Annotated in this window: 17 protein-coding genes, 1 pseudogene and 2 riboswitches; of the genes and pseudogenes, 5 read left to right on the plus strand and 13 right to left on the minus strand. The window is 37.4% G+C overall.

All coding sequences use genetic code 11. From position 1 onward, the window contains the following. Window positions 1–2 precede the first annotated feature (2 nt). Window positions 3–704: an ABC transporter ATP-binding protein gene (locus CCC20_RS00430; RefSeq protein ID WP_003064946.1), complete on the minus strand. Its 702-nt coding sequence runs from the start codon at window positions 702–704 to the stop codon at window positions 3–5. Window positions 705–844: 140 nt separating this feature from the next. On the opposite strand from CCC20_RS00430, the gene CCC20_RS00435 reads away from it, so the two are divergent. After that, on the plus strand, window positions 845–1,393 hold the full coding sequence (locus CCC20_RS00435) for a TetR/AcrR family transcriptional regulator (RefSeq protein WP_013851875.1): 549 nt from the start codon (window positions 845–847) through the stop codon (window positions 1,391–1,393). A gap of 43 nt (window positions 1,394–1,436) precedes the next feature. Here the strand turns inward: CCC20_RS00435 and tpx are convergent, their stop codons facing one another. From tpx to thiW, 9 genes and pseudogenes are all read right to left on the minus strand, one after another. Further along, window positions 1,437–1,928, minus strand: coding sequence for a thiol peroxidase (gene tpx / locus CCC20_RS00440; RefSeq protein WP_013643137.1), 492 nt, complete (start codon window positions 1,926–1,928; stop codon window positions 1,437–1,439). 224 nt (window positions 1,929–2,152) lie between these two features. Further along, a pseudogene (locus tag CCC20_RS00445) lies at window positions 2,153–2,365 on the minus strand (cyclase family protein); the annotation flags it as partial. A 147-nt stretch (window positions 2,366–2,512) separates the two neighbouring features. After that, window positions 2,513–3,145: a thiamine phosphate synthase gene (gene thiE, locus CCC20_RS00450; RefSeq protein ID WP_003064956.1), complete on the minus strand. Its 633-nt coding sequence runs from the start codon at window positions 3,143–3,145 to the stop codon at window positions 2,513–2,515. Continuing rightward, the gene (gene thiM, locus CCC20_RS00455; protein ID WP_013851877.1) at window positions 3,138–3,935 is read right to left on the minus strand and encodes a hydroxyethylthiazole kinase; all 798 of its coding nucleotides are present in this window, start codon (window positions 3,933–3,935) and stop codon (window positions 3,138–3,140) included. Before thiM ends, thiE begins: the two co-directional genes overlap by 8 nt. Beyond that, entirely contained in the window at window positions 3,936–4,733 is a 798-nt protein-coding gene (thiD, locus tag CCC20_RS00460; protein ID WP_003064960.1) for a bifunctional hydroxymethylpyrimidine kinase/phosphomethylpyrimidine kinase, read from the minus strand. Continuing rightward, window positions 4,726–5,412 (minus strand): thiaminase II, encoded by a 687-nt coding sequence (gene tenA, locus CCC20_RS00465; protein WP_003064961.1) that lies wholly within the window; start codon window positions 5,410–5,412, stop codon window positions 4,726–4,728. Before tenA ends, thiD begins: the two co-directional genes overlap by 8 nt. Beyond that, window positions 5,399–6,052, minus strand: a complete 654-nt coding sequence (locus CCC20_RS00470) for an HAD family hydrolase (RefSeq protein WP_287178183.1) — start codon at window positions 6,050–6,052, stop codon at window positions 5,399–5,401. The genes tenA and CCC20_RS00470 overlap by 14 nt, the downstream gene beginning before the upstream one ends. A gap of 3 nt (window positions 6,053–6,055) precedes the next feature. Next, window positions 6,056–6,772 carry a class I SAM-dependent methyltransferase gene (locus CCC20_RS00475; protein ID WP_003064966.1) on the minus strand — a complete coding sequence of 239 codons (717 nt, stop codon included), beginning with the start codon at window positions 6,770–6,772 and terminating at the stop codon, window positions 6,056–6,058. Beyond that, on the minus strand, window positions 6,772–7,332 hold the full coding sequence (thiW, locus tag CCC20_RS00480; RefSeq protein WP_287178188.1) for an energy coupling factor transporter S component ThiW: 561 nt from the start codon (window positions 7,330–7,332) through the stop codon (window positions 6,772–6,774). The genes CCC20_RS00475 and thiW overlap by 1 nt, the downstream gene beginning before the upstream one ends. 175 nt (window positions 7,333–7,507) lie before the next feature. Next, a riboswitch (TPP riboswitch) is annotated at window positions 7,508–7,597 on the minus strand. Between the two features lie 150 nt (window positions 7,598–7,747). Here thiW and CCC20_RS00485 point away from each other — a divergent pair. Then, on the plus strand, window positions 7,748–8,611 hold the full coding sequence (locus CCC20_RS00485) for an Rgg/GadR/MutR family transcriptional regulator (protein WP_003064970.1): 864 nt from the start codon (window positions 7,748–7,750) through the stop codon (window positions 8,609–8,611). A 319-nt stretch (window positions 8,612–8,930) separates the two neighbouring features. Beyond that, entirely contained in the window at window positions 8,931–10,166 is a 1,236-nt protein-coding gene (locus CCC20_RS00490) for an MFS transporter (RefSeq protein WP_069788945.1), read from the plus strand. A 58-nt stretch (window positions 10,167–10,224) separates the two neighbouring features. Here the strand turns inward: CCC20_RS00490 and pcrA are convergent, their stop codons facing one another. Continuing rightward, window positions 10,225–12,540, minus strand: a complete 2,316-nt coding sequence (gene pcrA, locus CCC20_RS00495; protein ID WP_003064973.1) for a DNA helicase PcrA — start codon at window positions 12,538–12,540, stop codon at window positions 10,225–10,227. Between the two features lie 662 nt (window positions 12,541–13,202). After that, window positions 13,203–13,392, plus strand: a riboswitch (glycine riboswitch). Between the two features lie 135 nt (window positions 13,393–13,527). On the opposite strand from pcrA, the gene CCC20_RS00500 reads away from it, so the two are divergent. Together CCC20_RS00500 and CCC20_RS00505 are read left to right on the plus strand one after the other, a co-directional pair. Further along, window positions 13,528–14,856: an alanine/glycine:cation symporter family protein gene (locus tag CCC20_RS00500; RefSeq protein WP_041973445.1), complete on the plus strand. Its 1,329-nt coding sequence runs from the start codon at window positions 13,528–13,530 to the stop codon at window positions 14,854–14,856. Between the two features lie 68 nt (window positions 14,857–14,924). Continuing rightward, entirely contained in the window at window positions 14,925–15,485 is a 561-nt protein-coding gene (locus CCC20_RS00505) for a TetR/AcrR family transcriptional regulator (protein ID WP_003064979.1), read from the plus strand. A 35-nt stretch (window positions 15,486–15,520) separates the two neighbouring features. Here the strand turns inward: CCC20_RS00505 and CCC20_RS00510 are convergent, their stop codons facing one another. Then, entirely contained in the window at window positions 15,521–15,889 is a 369-nt protein-coding gene (locus CCC20_RS00510) for a hypothetical protein (protein WP_003064981.1), read from the minus strand. Window positions 15,890–15,918: 29 nt separating this feature from the next. Further along, window positions 15,919–16,188, minus strand: a complete 270-nt coding sequence (locus CCC20_RS00515; protein WP_041973448.1) for a hypothetical protein — start codon at window positions 16,186–16,188, stop codon at window positions 15,919–15,921. Window positions 16,189–16,333 lie beyond the last annotated feature (145 nt).

The following is a 16,333-nucleotide window of genomic DNA, read 5'->3' on the forward strand; positions in this document are numbered from 1 at the left end:
CCTCAATATTCTAACGTTTCAATATCTTGTGGGTGTTCATTTAGCTCAATACTGCTCACCTTGGCATCGTGCATATGGATGACACGGTCAGCAATTGGCGCAAGGGCAGAATTGTGTGTCACGATAATAACCGTTGAGCCTTTTTGACGAGACATATCTTGTAAAATCTTCAACACTTGCTTTCCTGTTTGATAATCGAGCGCTCCAGTCGGTTCATCACACAGCAATAATTTAGGATTTTTAGCGACTGCACGCGCAATGGAAACACGTTGTTGTTCACCACCAGACAGCTGCGCAGGGAAATTATTCAGACGTTTTCCTAGTCCGACATCAATCAAGGTTTGCTCAGCATCTCTAGCATCTGCAACGATTTCCGAAGCCAATTCAACATTTTCTTTGGCGGTTAAATTTGGAACTAAATTGTAAAATTGAAAAACAAAACCAACATCATTTCGACGATAGGTTGTCAACTCCTTTTGACTGTAATTAGCAATATCAACACCATCAATAATCACTTGTCCCTCGTCGTTATTGTCCATGCCGCCCAAGATATTAAGGACAGTTGATTTTCCTGCACCAGACGACCCTAAAATAATAACCAATTCACCTTTTTCAATCGCAAAATTAATATCATTATTAGCAATAATCTCTGTATCACCAGTTTGATAACGTTTATAAGAATGCTTCATTTCAATGTAAGCCATACAATCACCTCTTCAAATTCTTATTTAAACAACATGTTGATTAAATTCGAAGTTTATTATATAATTTGCACAGAGATTAAACAAGGACAAAAATAGACATTCTGTTCATTTAAGAAATTAATAAAAGGATTTTACACATTATGAAAAAACGTCATACTGAAACTGAAAATTACCTCAAACAAGCATTGGCAAAATTACTTTTAGAAAAGAATTTCGAGGAAATTACCGTATCTGATTTAACACGAACGGCAGGAATAAACCGCGGTACTTTCTATCTTCACTACGTTGACAAATATGATATGATGTGTCAACTCAAACATGATACATTGGATGATTTATTTAACATTTTGAACGACGAAACGATTTACACAGATACTCGATCTGTTCTCCGTCAAACTTTAACTTATGCTAAACAAAACTTTGAATTCATATCTGCTATCTCAAAATCATCTTATGTTAACTTTCCTAAGACACTTAAAGATTTCGTCTATGAATTTCTTTTAACTGTCCCTGATTTCAAAGATGCAATTACTACTTACTATGACATTCCTTACCAATATGCTCTAGAAGTATATTTATCTAGTATCGAAAGTATCATTTCATTTTGGATTGCAAATGGAGGAAAAGAAAGTACCGATGAAATCACAGATATTATTCTTAAAGTTGCTGCATTAGACAAAATGATTTAAAAACATAAAAACTCACTTAGTTATTTAAGTGAGTTTTTGACATTTATAATGCTTTTACGGCCTCAATGGCGGCTTGATAGTTTGGTTCGGAATTGACGTTTTCAAGGTATTCAGCGTAAACAAGCTTATTATCCTCATCTAAAATCAATACGGCACGCGCTAACAGATGCCATTCTTTCATCAAAAGCCCATAGGTTTTTCCGAATGTATTGTCATAGTAGTCGGACATCATTACTGCGCGCTCCAAGCCTTCTACGCCACACCAACGTGCTTGCGCAAATGGCAAATCGGCTGAAACAGTGATAACAACGGTATCTTCCATATCTGATAATTCTTTGTTAAATGTCCGAGTTTGTGTCGAACAGATTCCTGTATCAATTGACGGAATAACGCTGATAACTTTCTTCTTACCAGCAAAATCTGATAAGCTTTTTTGTGCCAAATCAGTTGTCGTTAGGGTGAAATCTGGCGCTGTTTCCCCAATTTGCAATTGTTGCCCGACTAAAGTTACAGGCTTTCCAAGAAATGTTGTCATAAGTAAATCCTCCATTAGAAAAGGAGCAGTTTGCCATGGCTCAATAAATAGAAAATACTATCTTGCCAAAGGTCAACCCACAATTCATTGTTTTCCCTATTGTAACCAATTTTACTATTTTTAACGAACGATTTGTTTGGAAATTGTAAGACCTGTAATTCTCTCTAAACTTGCCGTTGAATTTAATCAGCTTGGTGCGTATCACATGATTTCAAAACGCAAGTTTAGTCAGTAACATCATTTTCAAAAACATAGGCAATTGCTCGGACTGGTGAACCTGTCGCTTCTGTCCAATTCGGATAAGCAATTGAAATGAGAGCACCCGTTGGTAGTAACTTATCCAAGTTAGCCAAGACCTCAACTTGATATATGCCTTGTTCTAACACATAATATTCTTGCTGGCGCTTTCCGCCAGCATTGGCAACAGCTTGACCAGCGTGTAATTGTAACTTTTCAAAATTATATTTTCGTGTCATGGGAAACTCCAATCTAAAATTTTTAAAATATACATACCTTTTAGACTCTTTTATTAATTTTGACTAATATTTATTAAAAAGACTGGGTATAATTTTAAACTATAAATTTTAGTCAAAGCAACTACTAAGCCTCTGGGTATCAACTTCTACTTGTTTGGACTGTGCAATGGCGGATATGACCGCCACACCGTCTGCACCAGATTGTTTTATGGCTGCCACATCGCCAAAAGTAATACCACCTATCGCCACGATTGGAATTTCTTTATCATAATCTCTAACGTCATTTAAACCTTTTAAGCCAATCACCTCACCTGCATCATTTTTAGATGAGGTTGGAAAAATCGGTCCTACGCCAATATAATCAACCAATCCAACAGCCGATTGTTGGTATTCTATGGTCGAGCCGACAGACAAGCCGATGATTTTATTTGGAAAAAGCTGGCGCGCTTTGGTAATCGGCAAATCATCTTGCCCTAAGTGAATGCCGTCCGCATCAAGTTCTAGCGCTAAATCCACATCATCATTGATAATCAAAGGTATCTGATATTTACGACAAAGTTCCTTAACTTTTCTAGCTAAGACCACTTTTTCGTCACCTTTTAGAGCATTAGCACCTTTTTCACGAAATTGAAAACACGTCACCCCTGATTTAAAAGCAGCTTCCAAAATCTCTAAAAATTTTCCTTCAGGACAATTTGCTGTGCCACAAATAAAATAAACTTGTAAGATTTCTTTATCCATGATAGACCTCAACTTTTTTCAATCGCTCTATGTCCGTGTTTGTCACCTGATGGAGAGCATCTAAAAATGCAATTTGAAAACTTCCTGGCAATGGTTCGCTAAGCTTCTTCTCCGCCAATTCACCTGCGATATTATAAGCTGATAATGCTTCTTCCAAACAAGCTAATAAATCCTTTTCTTTAGCCAGCCCGATAAATGCTGCTAACACTGCACCTAAAAGACAACCTGTTCCAGTCACTAATGGCATAAGTGAACTACCATTGTGTAATAATAAAACTTTCTCATTAACAGCAATGGCGTCCGTTTCTCCAGTAATAACGATAGGGAGTTGCAAAATCTGATTGGCTCGCAAAGCAAGTTTTCCAACGTCATCAACTTGTGCAGAATCAACCCCCTTACTAGCCACTCTTTCACCAATTAGCGCAGCAATTTCTCCAGCATTTCCTCGCAAAAGTGACATTCGGTGGTGTTCAATCAAGTCAAGTGCTACTTGTTGACGAAATTTACCAGCGCCAGCAGCCACAGGGTCTAAAACCGTAGGAATATCATGTTTTTCTGCAATATCCAAAGCCTCCTTGTACAATTGCCAGCTTCTGTCATTAAGCGTGCCGATATTAACCAACAGACCATTAGCCTGCGGCAAAAAATCTTCCAAATCTGCCTGGTACTCACTCATGGCAGGGGAAGCACCTAACGATAACAGCCCATTAGCCGTGAAATTTTTGACTACTTGATTGGTTAAACAGATTGTCAAAGGGTGGTTTTGTCTCAAATCATCTAAATAAGTCATCTAATCTCCTTTGTAGATCACATGATTAACTGGTCCGTTGCCGTGTCCCAATTCTGGCGCCGTCTTGATAGCTTCTGTAATGAAATGTTTAGCAGTTGTCACAGCTTTTTCTACTGACTGTCCTTTGGCTAATTCAGCAGTAATGACCGCAGCATAGGTACAACCCGTTCCGTGTGTGTGTTTGGTAGGGATACGTTCAGATGAAAATGTCACGACTTGACCATTTTCTAGGAAAAGAAAGTCTTTGGCTTCATTTTCTAAATGACCACCCTTGATAACGACGTTTTTCACGCCATAGTCAGCTTGAATAGCTTTTCCTGCTTGTAAAATCGCTGCTTCATCTTTTAATTCTTGTCCGTAAAGCACCTCTGCTTCTGGTAGATTTGGCGTGATAATGGTAGCAAGCGGCAGCAATTTTTCTTTGAGCGCCTGCACAGCTTCTAAACTAATCAGACGGTCACCACTCGTCGCCATCATAACGGGGTCTAGAACGTAAGGACAATCAATAGTATTCAAATACTGACTGACACGTTCAATGGTTTCAACTTCGGCTAACATACCTGTTTTAATAGCATGTGGAGGAATATCGGAAAACACACTTTTTAACTGAGCATCAAGTATCGACTGGTCAAGGTTACAAATGGCTTGCACACCTTGGGTATTTTGTGCCACAACGCTGGTAACAACAGCCATACCATAGACCCCACGCGCTTGAAAACTTTTCAAATCTGCCATAATTCCTGCACCACCACTAGGGTCAGTTCCTGCAATCGTTAACGCTACTTGTAATTTAGACATTTCTTACCTCCTCTGGCCATTCTTCCTGCTCAACTGCCATTTGAAAGAATTGACGTTCATGCTGACAACTTTCCAAGAACACACGAATCACTTCTTTTTGTTCATCTGCGGACAAGCGTTCACTGTATTTCGCTACTAAATCAAAATAAACCGTCAAACAAGCATCTACCACACCCTCTTGACCGTAAAAATCAAGCCAATTTTTAAACGGATTATCATCAGAAATCTTGCCACTTGCTAGCACTCGTTTGGCAACCTGCTGATAAATCCATGGGCAGGGCAGCATGGCAGCCAAAATATAGACAAGATTATCACGATTTAGCTGATAATACATGTGTTTGATATAATGGTCAGCACTAGGATACCAAGCTCTATCGGCAATAATTTCCTCATAATCTCGTCCCACTACTTGAGCCAAAAAATGATGTGCTCCCACCTCATGTTTAAAAATAAAATCAATTTGCCCTAAGAAAAATTCTTTACTAGCTTTGTCTGTAATTTTTGCAAAAAGCTGCGCATAAATATCAGCAAATTTATCCAAATACACAGAATCAGCTTTCAGATAATGACAAATTGCCTCAGCTGGTAGTTTTTCCGTAATCATGCCTTGAATAAAGTCATATTCTACAATTTTCTCAATAAAAATCTCACTACGTTTTTTTAATTCATTTACAATCATTGTTTATTTCCTTTACTATTTTTGCCAATTCATCTAGTGAATCAATCGTTACAAATGTGTCATTTTGACCAGCTTGCGGGTTATCAGAATTTGCTAGATAAATCCCTGTCACACCAAGTTTTCTAGCTTTTTTGAGATTTGCAAGACTATCCTCAACATAAATAATCTGATTAGCATTCAGGCGCTCTTGTTCGAGAATTTCCTGAAAAAACGCCTGCTCTTTATCAGCATATCCCATACTTAAACACGAATATAAGGTCGTAAAATACGGCAACAACTGCTGTGATTTCAAGCCAATTTCAGCCAAATCATAATAATTAGAAGTCACTGCATAAAGCTTGCAACCACGCCTAACCAAATCTGCTAAAACGCACTTCGCATTTTCCATAATATCGACCGTTTCGTATAATTGAAGCAAAATCGCTTTTAAAATTTCTGGTTGATAAGCTCGCCCTTGCTTGCCAAAAAGTTCTCTCAAATAATGTTCTGCCTCTAGCATATTTAATTGCCACAACTTCTGCTTCATTTCTGTGGTATAAGTCAAATTCACCGTACTCAAAAAGTCCTCAACAGCCTTATCCCACAATCCATAGGAATCAAAAATCACTCCATCAAGGTCAAAAAAGATTATCGTTTTCATTATTTATTTTTCAGCGACAAGTGCCACATAACCACCCTTGTCATACCCTTCAATTGGTTCTTCCACAAAATCATTTGTGTAAATCGGCTGCGCTGTCAATGTTTGGAAATAACGGATATTTGTCATTCCTAGATCCTCACGCAAGATATTTTCTTTCTCAAGTGGTGAATGGAAAATGGCAGAGCTGACAAGTTCGATTGGATAAGGGAAAGTTGGTGCGATTTGTTCAAATAATTCTTTCTCATATGACCCAACATGCGCCGCAAATTTGTACAAAATGCCATACGCACTTTCAACAGGAACATCAAGTAAAATCAAATGCCTACCTTTTTTCAAAGCACGGTGACAATTCTGATAAGCTGCTGACAAATTTTTGATATAACTTGAACAACCATTTAGATAAATCACATCATAGCTATTTTCCGCTAATTCGCTTGTCTCAGCATCACCGATAAAAACAGTCATTCCTCTTTTGCGGGCGATTTTTGCCATATCCGTTGACGGTGCAACACCATATTGGACATGAATACCATATTCTCTTTTCAAGGCAGATTCAAAAAGCCCACTACCACAACCAATCGAAAGTATCATTTTCTTTTCCAACGGTTCAAGCATACGGTGCAATAACTTTAATTCACTGGCAAAAACATTTTCATTTTTCATAAACCATTGGTCATATGCATTAGCATAACCATCAAACATCTTAGCTTTACTGGTCATTATTTTTCTCCTAATTTTTTACTTGGCTTTAAATATAAATGTTCTAAATTAACAAAATAAGCAGAGTATCTCAATCCAAGCGCACCACCGATAAGCGTGGCACAAATAAATCTTGGCATAAAAAGAAATAAAGATTGTGCTGCGGAAGCTTTTGCCAAGAGCTCATTATCACCATTAGCTGTTATTGTCCAATACCAGTTCATAACGGGTGCAGAGAGAATCGAGCCAATAATACCAGTGCCGAGAAACTCCCCCACCCACGACATGATTGATTTCTTGGTTAAGCGGTAAAAATAAGCAGCTAAAACCGCCCCAGGAACCGTACCTAAGATGGCTAACGGTGCCACACTTGCTACTCCTGCTTGTGTCAAAATACGAATCACCGCAACAATCAATGCCATAGTAGCTGCATACAACGGTGTCATAAATGTTCCTGCAATGATATTGACGACGCTAGACATAAATGCCATTCCCTCAACCCGAAAAAGTGGTGTCAACAGGACATCTAAAGCAACCATAATGGCTAAAACCGTTAAACGATGAACACGATTAAATGTCATTTGTCTTCCTTTACTGACAAATAGGCAGCCAAAAACTCAGTTAAAACAAGCATAAAAAACACCACTTGAAAACTTCAAATGGAGTCATTTTTATCTTGAAAAACTGCAGAATAATCCCTTTGGTATTGCAATACTAAAGTATTTTTTCTATCGATTTTTAGCACAACAAAAAAACGTTGTTACTCACACATTTCCCTTCGTCAGTTCTAACTGCATCAGGTTCAATGGGTATAATCTCAGCTTTTACGCACCCCAAATGTCTTTATTTAATTACAAAATTAACTATAACACATTCACCTTGAAAGCACAACAATTTTCAGAAAATTTTAGATAAAGGAAAATCTGCCCAGCAAGTTGTCAATTGATAAAAAAAGGGTATAATTTGTACAAAAGAACTTTTAAAATGGGGTAAAATATGAAATATTTAGGTCAGACCTTCAAAGAATTAAGAGAAGCTAGACATATCTCACTAGCTAAAGCCTCTGGTGGGCAATTCTCTCCTTCAATGCTCTCAAAATTTGAAAGCGGAAAGAATGACCTTTCTGCTCAAAAATTATTTATAGCACTTGAAAATACTCACATTGAAATCAATGAATTTCTTTATCTGACTAGAGGATTTTTAAAAAGCGACTTAGTAGAATTACAAGAGAAAATCTATGCTTGTGAGGAAAAATTTGATAGTGCTGGTTTACAAAAATTGTATGAAAGTGAACTTAAAAAACAGCAAGATCAAGAGACAGGAATGATATATGCGCTAATCGTTAAAGCACATTTGAAAGCCTTTGATGAGAGTGTTGAACTGACAGCAAAAGAGGAAACTTTTCTTTATAATTACCTTTTTGATACTGAAATTTGGGGCAATTATGAGCTGACATTACTTTCTATTTGCTCTACCTTATTAACTCCTGATTTGTTTACCATGTACGCTAGAGAATGCCTTCGAAAGACTGATTTTTTAGGAGAAATCAAAGAAAATCGAAAAATCATTCATAACATGTTGCTCAATGGGTTTCTGCTATGTATTGATGAAAATGATTTTATCAATGCTAATTACTTCGACAAACAAATTCAAAAGCATTTTTACCAAGAAAGCGAAGCTTATTATCGTATTGTTTATCTATGGGCAAAGGGGTTATTTAGCTACAAACAAGGGCAGCAGCAAGCTGGTAAGAAGCAAATGGAAGAGGCTATCCACGTTTTACGGATTTTAGAATGTCATTCAGCTGCTGACTATTACACTTCTGGCATGCAAGACGCCATTAAAGGCAATGACGATTAGGTATATTTTTGGAATATATTCAAAGTGCTTATTTTGAGAAAAATTTTATTTTCATGCTCAACGTTCACAAATAGAGATTTGATTCATTTATAAGTACAAAAAAAACAGTCCTCTGGACCTAACTCGCTTTCCCGTTTTCAGGCTCGTGAAAAAACAGTCCACTAGACTGTTTTTTTATATTTGTCTTAGCTGTTAATGGTTAAATTTAAGAACTATTCATCTTTACTATAATCAAATCTATTTGAATATATTCAACATTTTATTACCTTAAAAGATAATCATATTATAATGTTTCAAAATCAATTAAGGAGACAAAATCATGAGATTATTTTTTAAAAATAAAATTTACCACCTTTTGACCGTTTCTCGTTTTCTAAATACTATCGGCTCCTCCTTGTACAATATTGTTTTTGTCGTCTATGCTGCTACCGTTTTTCATTCGAAAATTATGTTGAGTATTGCTAATGTGACAATGGTCGTTCCGACACTCTTTACCATTTGGATTGGAATAAAAGCTGACCAAACTCAAGCTAAAAAGAAATGGATTGTTATCACAGGTTTCATTCAAGCAATTATTTTTACACTCTTAGCTTTCATAATCACTGAGCCTAGTCTGCTTGCTTTTTCTTTTATTTGTCTGTTTAACATTCTTAGTGATATGCTAAGTGACTTTTCAAATGGTCTGCGGATGCCCATTATTCAGAAATACGTTCGCCAAGAAGATTTAATCGAAGCCTATTCCTTTACACAATTCATCTCTTACATCTGCAGTTTTTCTGGACAAGCCTTAGGCATCTGGTTGTTAACGGTTTCTCAGCAGAATTTTTCACTTGTCGCACTCATTAATGCGCTATCATTTTTACTATCAGCACTAGTGGTATTACTCATCAAAGATAACGCCAATTATGATGTCTTGCCCAATGACAAAAAACAGTCATTAAAAGAGCAATTTTCAGCTTTATACCATAATGTGATGCTGATTTTCAATGAAGCTAGTACAGCAGATTTTAGTCGGCTGCTTCTGTCAATTCTTTGCTTAAATATGCTTGGTGGCTCACTTAATGCCATTTATAATATTTGGCTACTGACTTCCAAAATCGGTCACCTTTCTTACAGCCAAGCGCTACTTCTTATTGAGTTTATCTTAGTTGGAGGTATTCTGATAGGAAGCTTAACGCCACACGATTACTTTTCTAAGAAATCAGTTAGGGAGTTGCTAAAAATTAATGCCGTTATTTTCTTTCTCGTTGGTCTGTCTAACCTCATTCACCTACCGTTAATTTTCGGTGTGCTGCTACTAGCATTCGCGAGTTATCTGGTGGGAAAAGTTAATCCTAAAATTAATTCTCTATTACTAAGCAAACTTCCTGCTAATACCTTAGCACAGACGAATAATTTCTTGTCTTTTTTATTCACCTTGTCACTTCCTGTCGGAACCGTTTTATTTAGCAGCTTATCTTCGTGGAACATCACATTCACTTGGCTTACATTTCTTATTGTAACAGTCATTATCTTTAGATTCTCAACACCGAGCAAAACAATTAATACTGATTAAAAATCTTGCTAAAAAGAAACCTGAGTTTTGTCTCAGATTCCTTTTGATTTATACTTGTTTATTTCTTCTCAATCGGTGCGACGCTGGCTAGTAGTTTTTTAAGCCCAATTTCTGGGAAATTGATTTTAAGTTCTTGTGTTTTTCCACTTCCTGTAACGGCTAGAACGGTACCATCACCCCATTTTTTATGGTGAGCAATGTCACCAATTTGCCAATCGACCGCTTCTTTTGAAGCGCTAGCTGATTGACCAACTGGAACAGCTTTGCCAGCTTTTGAAAATGGCTGCGCTCCACGACTTGATGTTGGTTGAACTTTTGCTTTACGTGCTTGAAGAGCTTGCTGTAAGCTCATGCCTTGTCCGAAAGTCAATTGCTCATCACTACTATTGCTATATCGAACACCAAATGATGAATTAGCTGGACGCGCTAAACCTTGGTATTGCAATAATTCGTCATCAATTTCACGAATAAAACGTGACGGACGGTTATAGCTTGTCTTACCAAACAAAGTACGTGTGTTAGCATTGGTTACAAAAAGCAATTGCTCTGCACGTGTAATCCCAACGTAAGCCAAACGGCGTTCTTCTTCTAATTCATCTTGGTCCTCGGCGGCACGAGAAAGTGGAAAGACGCCTTCTTCCATACCAATCAAGAAAACAATTGGAAATTCCAACCCCTTGGCAGCGTGCAAAGTCATCAAGGTCACTTCTGCAGTTTCCGCATCACCGTCATCGGTATCAGCAATCAAAGCCAAATCATTTAAGAAACGACTTAGTTTGTCAATACCAGATTCATCTTCTGGGGCATCTTCTTGATTATCATCAAAATTCTTAGTTACAGTCAAGAATTCTTCGATATTTTCAATACGCGCTTGGCTTTCAAGGGTATTTTGCACACGAAGGGCATCAAGGTAACCAGTTTTGTCAAGAACAGCTTCGACCAATTCTGTAACAGTCATCTGGTCTAAGTCATCACGAAATTTCATGAGCAGATTCGCCAAATCCCAAACCGCTTGTGCTGCTTTTCCTTTTACGCCAGAAAGCATGATATTAGCAGATGCATCTAACAAACTCATGTTTTGCATATTGGCAAAATCACGAATTTTTTCAAGGGTACCAGGACCAACGCCACGTTTTGGTTCGTTGACGATACGTTCATAACTGATATTATCCGCAGTATTTGCAATCACATTGAGGTATGAAATCACATCACGAATTTCCTTACGGCTGTAAAATTTTGTTCCACCAACCATTGTATAAGGAATGTTTGATTTTAACAAAGCTTCTTCAATGGTACGTGATTGCGCATTGGTACGGTATAGAACTGCAAAATCTTTGAAGTTCTTGCCTTCTTCGCGGACAATATTGTCAATCGTAGAAGCGACAAAGACTGCTTCTTCACGTTCATCACGCGCACGGTAATAGACAATCTGCTCACCGTCAGCATTTTGCGTCCACAATTTTTTTGGACGACGATTGCGATTGTTATTAATCACCGCGTTTGCTGCTTGCAAGATTTTCTTGGTTGAACGATAATTTTCTTCCAATAGAACAACTTTTGCTTCTGGATAATCCTTTTCAAAATCAAGGATATTTTGCATATCTGCACCACGCCAACCATAAATGGATTGGTCAGCATCACCAACAACGCAGATATTCTTAAAACGAGACGCCAAAAGTTTCACCAATTGATATTGCGCATGGTTAGTATCTTGATACTCATCTACATGAATGTATTGGTAGCGTTGTTGGTAATAAGCCAAAACATCAGGATTTTGGTCAAACAAACGAAGCGTTAACATGATAAGGTCATCAAAATCCATTGCTTCGCTGCGGCGCAATTCTTCTTGATAAGCCTTATAACATTTGGCAACAATTTGCGTGTACATGTCACTTGCTTGATTTTCATAAGCTACCTCATCAAGCAAATCATTTTTGGCATTTGAAATCGTCCCAAGAATCGCACGTTCATTCCATTTCTTAGGGTCGAGATTCAGATTTTTTAAAATACGTTTCATGAGCGTGCGCTGCTCACCTGGGTCAACAATCGTAAAATTGCGATTATAGCCAATGTGGTCAGCATCACGACGCAAAATTCGCACACACATGCTATGGAAAGTTGCAATCAACGTATCAGCCGTCGCAGGATTTAACGCCATAGCACGTTCACGCATTTCACGCGCCGCTTTATTCGTAAAGGTAATCGCAAGGATATTCCAAGGATTTACAAATTTTTCATCAATTAAGTAAGCAATACGATGCGTTAAAACACGTGTCTTACCAGAACCAGCTCCCGCCATGATTAAAAGCGGACCGTCCGTTGTCTTAACAGCCTCTGCCTGCTTGTCATTCATACCATTTAGTAAAGGATTCATCGTAAAATACCACGGATGTCACTATTTCGCTAAATAAGCAAATTATCCGAGTTTTATTCCTCTCTAGATTAATTAGTCATATAAAATAATGCTTATCTATTGTACCATTTTTTGGAAAATAGTGTTGGCTGGTTTCACTTTGTTTGGCAAATTTTTAAGAAATAAGTCTGAAATACTTCCCGTTGCCACTTGGTCAAAATTAGTCTGCCAAATCCTCAATAATTGTCAAAATAAGCTGGTCATTCTTTCTCCCAGTAAAGGACAAGAATCAGACTTGCATTTCATCTTGCATATTCAAAGTGAGCTATCTGAACAAACAGTTTGCCAATTGGCTAAAAAACATGATTGTAGATGACACCATTATCGCGCTATTATCGTTGCCAAAATACATAGTCTGACAAGGATTTTATTGTTAATTATGTCAATATCACGTCAGATGACATTGACAAGATTATTAATATTTGTTGCAAATTATTCCTTTATTATTGCATAAAATAGCACTTTTCCCAAACATTACAAAAAATACTATTGACAAAGTTCGGATTTTGCTTTAATATAGTAAACAAATTAATAGCAAACCGAATGATGTCATTCAGGAGAAGAAAGCTTGCCTTTCGCCGAAGGAGTTACGCTCTCAGGTGTCATAGACAGGACTGGGTGACGGACGGACTTCTGGAGAGACCTTGTTATCAAATGCTTTGATGACAGCTAGAATTTCCACTAGAGTCAGTAGTGTTTTTAAGGACTTTGTATTACCTACTGATGCTAATTGGGTTATCTAGATTAGGCGCCGAAGGGGCAAGGTTGACTTTGTCAACCCAAACTCTCAGGCAAAAGGACAGAAGATAAGAATAGATTCACAGGCGAGCATTAGGCTTGCTAAGTCTTCTTATCACTTTTCAGGAGTTATCTTTTTTAGATAACTCTTTTTCTATTTCTATTGGCATCTTTGGCGCTATATTTAAAATGGGGAGACTATTTCTTTTTATGTTAGACTTTTTTACTTCACTTGATGATATTGTCTGGGGAGCACCGCTTTTAATCTTACTCGTTGGGACTGGTGTTTACTTAACTGTTCGTCTTGGGCTTCTCCAAATCATCAAACTACCTAAAGCTTTTAAATTAATCTTTACTGATGATAAAGGACAAGGAGATATCTCAAGCTTTGCTGCACTCGCTACCGCACTTGCAGCCACTATCGGAACAGGAAATATCGTTGGGGTAGCTACAGCGATTAAAGCTGGTGGACCTGGAGCTCTCTTTTGGATGTGGGTAGCTGCTTTTTTTGGAATGGCTACAAAATATTCTGAAGGGCTTCTTGCTATTAAATACCGTACTAAAGATGATAATGGTGAAATTTCTGGTGGTCCAATGTATTACATCATCAATGGTATGGGTAAACGTTGGAAACCTTTAGCTGCTTTCTTTGCAGTTGCTGGAGTTTTGGTTGCTTACTTTGGTATTGGGACATTCTCACAAGTAAACTCAATTACATCATCACTTGAAAATTCTTTTGGTTTGGCACCACAAATCGTAAGTGTTGTCATTGCCGTTCTTGTTGCTATCATCATTTTTGGTGGTATTCAATCTATTTCTAAAGTAGCTGAAAAAGTCGTACCTTTCATGGCTATTATTTATATTATTGCCACACTCGCTGTTATTTTTGGTCACGCTAATCAGATTATACCTGCATTCAGTGAAATTTTTTCTGGAGCTTTTACTGGTACAGCAGCTATTGGTGGGTTTACGGGTTCAGTTGTTAAAGAGGCAATTCAAAAAGGGATTGCTCGTGGTGTCTTCTCTAATGAATCTGGATTAGGATCAGCACCTATAGCCGCTGCTGCTGCTAAAACAGAAGAACCAGTTGAACAAGGGCTAATCTCAATGACAGGAACTTTTATTGATACAATCATCATTTGTACTTTAACTGGACTTTCTGTCATTGTTACCGGAAAATGGACTGCCTCTGGTCTTGAAGGAGCTCCACTGACACAAGCTGCTTTTTCATCAGTTTTTGGTATATATGGAGCGCTTGCTCTTACTTTTTGTCTTGTTTTATTCGCCTTTACCACAATTCTTGGTTGGTCTTATTACGGCGAACGTTGTTTTGAATTCCTTTTCGGAACAAAACGCATCAAACTTTACCGTAGCATCTTCGTTGTCATGGTTGCCCTCGGAGGTTTCCTCAAATTAGAATTGATTTGGGTTATCGCTGATATCGTTAATGGGCTTATGGCTTTACCAAACTTGATTGCCCTCCTGGCACTCTCACCTGTCATTATCCATGAAACAAAACGTTATTTTGCCAAGAAATAAAAATTATCCTAAGCTACAGCAAGCTTAGGTTTTATTATGATAAAATAAGATAGGATAAGGAGGCGTGTATGGCTGGACATCAAGCAGCAAAACTCAAACTTCAACAAACTCTTATTTTGTTATTGGATAATGAGACATTTGATCATATCACTGTTAGCAAAATTTGCCGGCAAGCCGCTGTAAATCGTTCCACTTTCTATAGCTACTACAGCAATCAGTACGAACTATTGGAAGATGCTTATGATTACTTGACTTCTCTTTTTATTGCTGAATTCGAAGAATATCAAGATGATTTTAACATGACAGATGAGACGCGTTTTATAGACGATGCCTATCTAATTCCCTATTTAACTTTTGTGAAGAATCATCAACGCATTTATAAAATTTATCTCGAACACGAACATGATTTTCATCATAAAGAACGCTTTGATCGGTTAGTTAACCACATTTTTAAACCGTCTTATTATGCGCATGGTGTTACAGATAAGGTCAAAATGACGTATATGGCTAGCTTCTTCTTAGCAGGTATTACTCAAGTTATCCGAGGTTGGATTTCTAATGATTGTTCTGACGATATTTCATTTATTTCAGAAATCATTCAAACTTGTATTCCAAATGAAGACAAATAAATTAGCTGAGCACTTGTCTCAGCTAATTTATTTTCTTAATTTTTCAAACCGACAACAACTGGAATAATACCGATAAGTAGTACCAGACCAACTAGACTTAAAACGAATCCTATAACAAAATTTCCTGAGCTAATCAAGGCAAAACCACCACCGAAAACAAGCGCAGCAACAACGGAATAGACTACTTTTCCAACTAGTTTTGGATTGACGTTTGGGGCTCCTTTGCCAGCCAAGCGACGTTGAATCACCCAAGAAATCACTTCGAGCAGGAGACCAACGATAGCAACTGGCAAGCCGATATTTTGCAAGTGCCAATCAGGAAGTGTAAACATGCACATCCCAAGAGCCAAGACTAAAGTGCTAACTGTATAGGTAATAAGTGTGATAAAATCTGATTTTTTCATGTTTTGTCCTTTCTATTTACCAAAACGATTTAATATTTATGAGATTTAGCTTTTTCGTTAATGTCTTTTGAACGTGTTTTTGATCTTTCAGCTGATGCTGCTAAACGTTTTTTAGCCTCTTCGACACTTTCACCATCTTTTGTAAAGAATTTTTCAATGAATTTGCCTGAAACTTTATTGAATCCATTGACAGCGCCAGTTTCTGAGGCTTTGTAAGCACCGACAACTGTTTTTTCAATGATTTTATGAGTGGCAACAACTTTTTCGGCAATTTTTTCATTTTTTTCTGTGATTGACATATCCAAGAACTCCTTTCCTTTGATAATCCTAGTATAGAAATTTTTAGCGCCTTTTAACACAACAACTTTTAAAGAAAGTGTCGGATATGAAAAAAACACCCTACGGTGCTTTTCAGAAATAAGAGAGAATGTTTAACTGCAGGAT

This window comes from Streptococcus sp. LMAG:39, assembly GCF_008680485.1.
Lineage (GTDB): Bacteria > Bacillota > Bacilli > Lactobacillales > Streptococcaceae > Streptococcus > Streptococcus pasteurianus.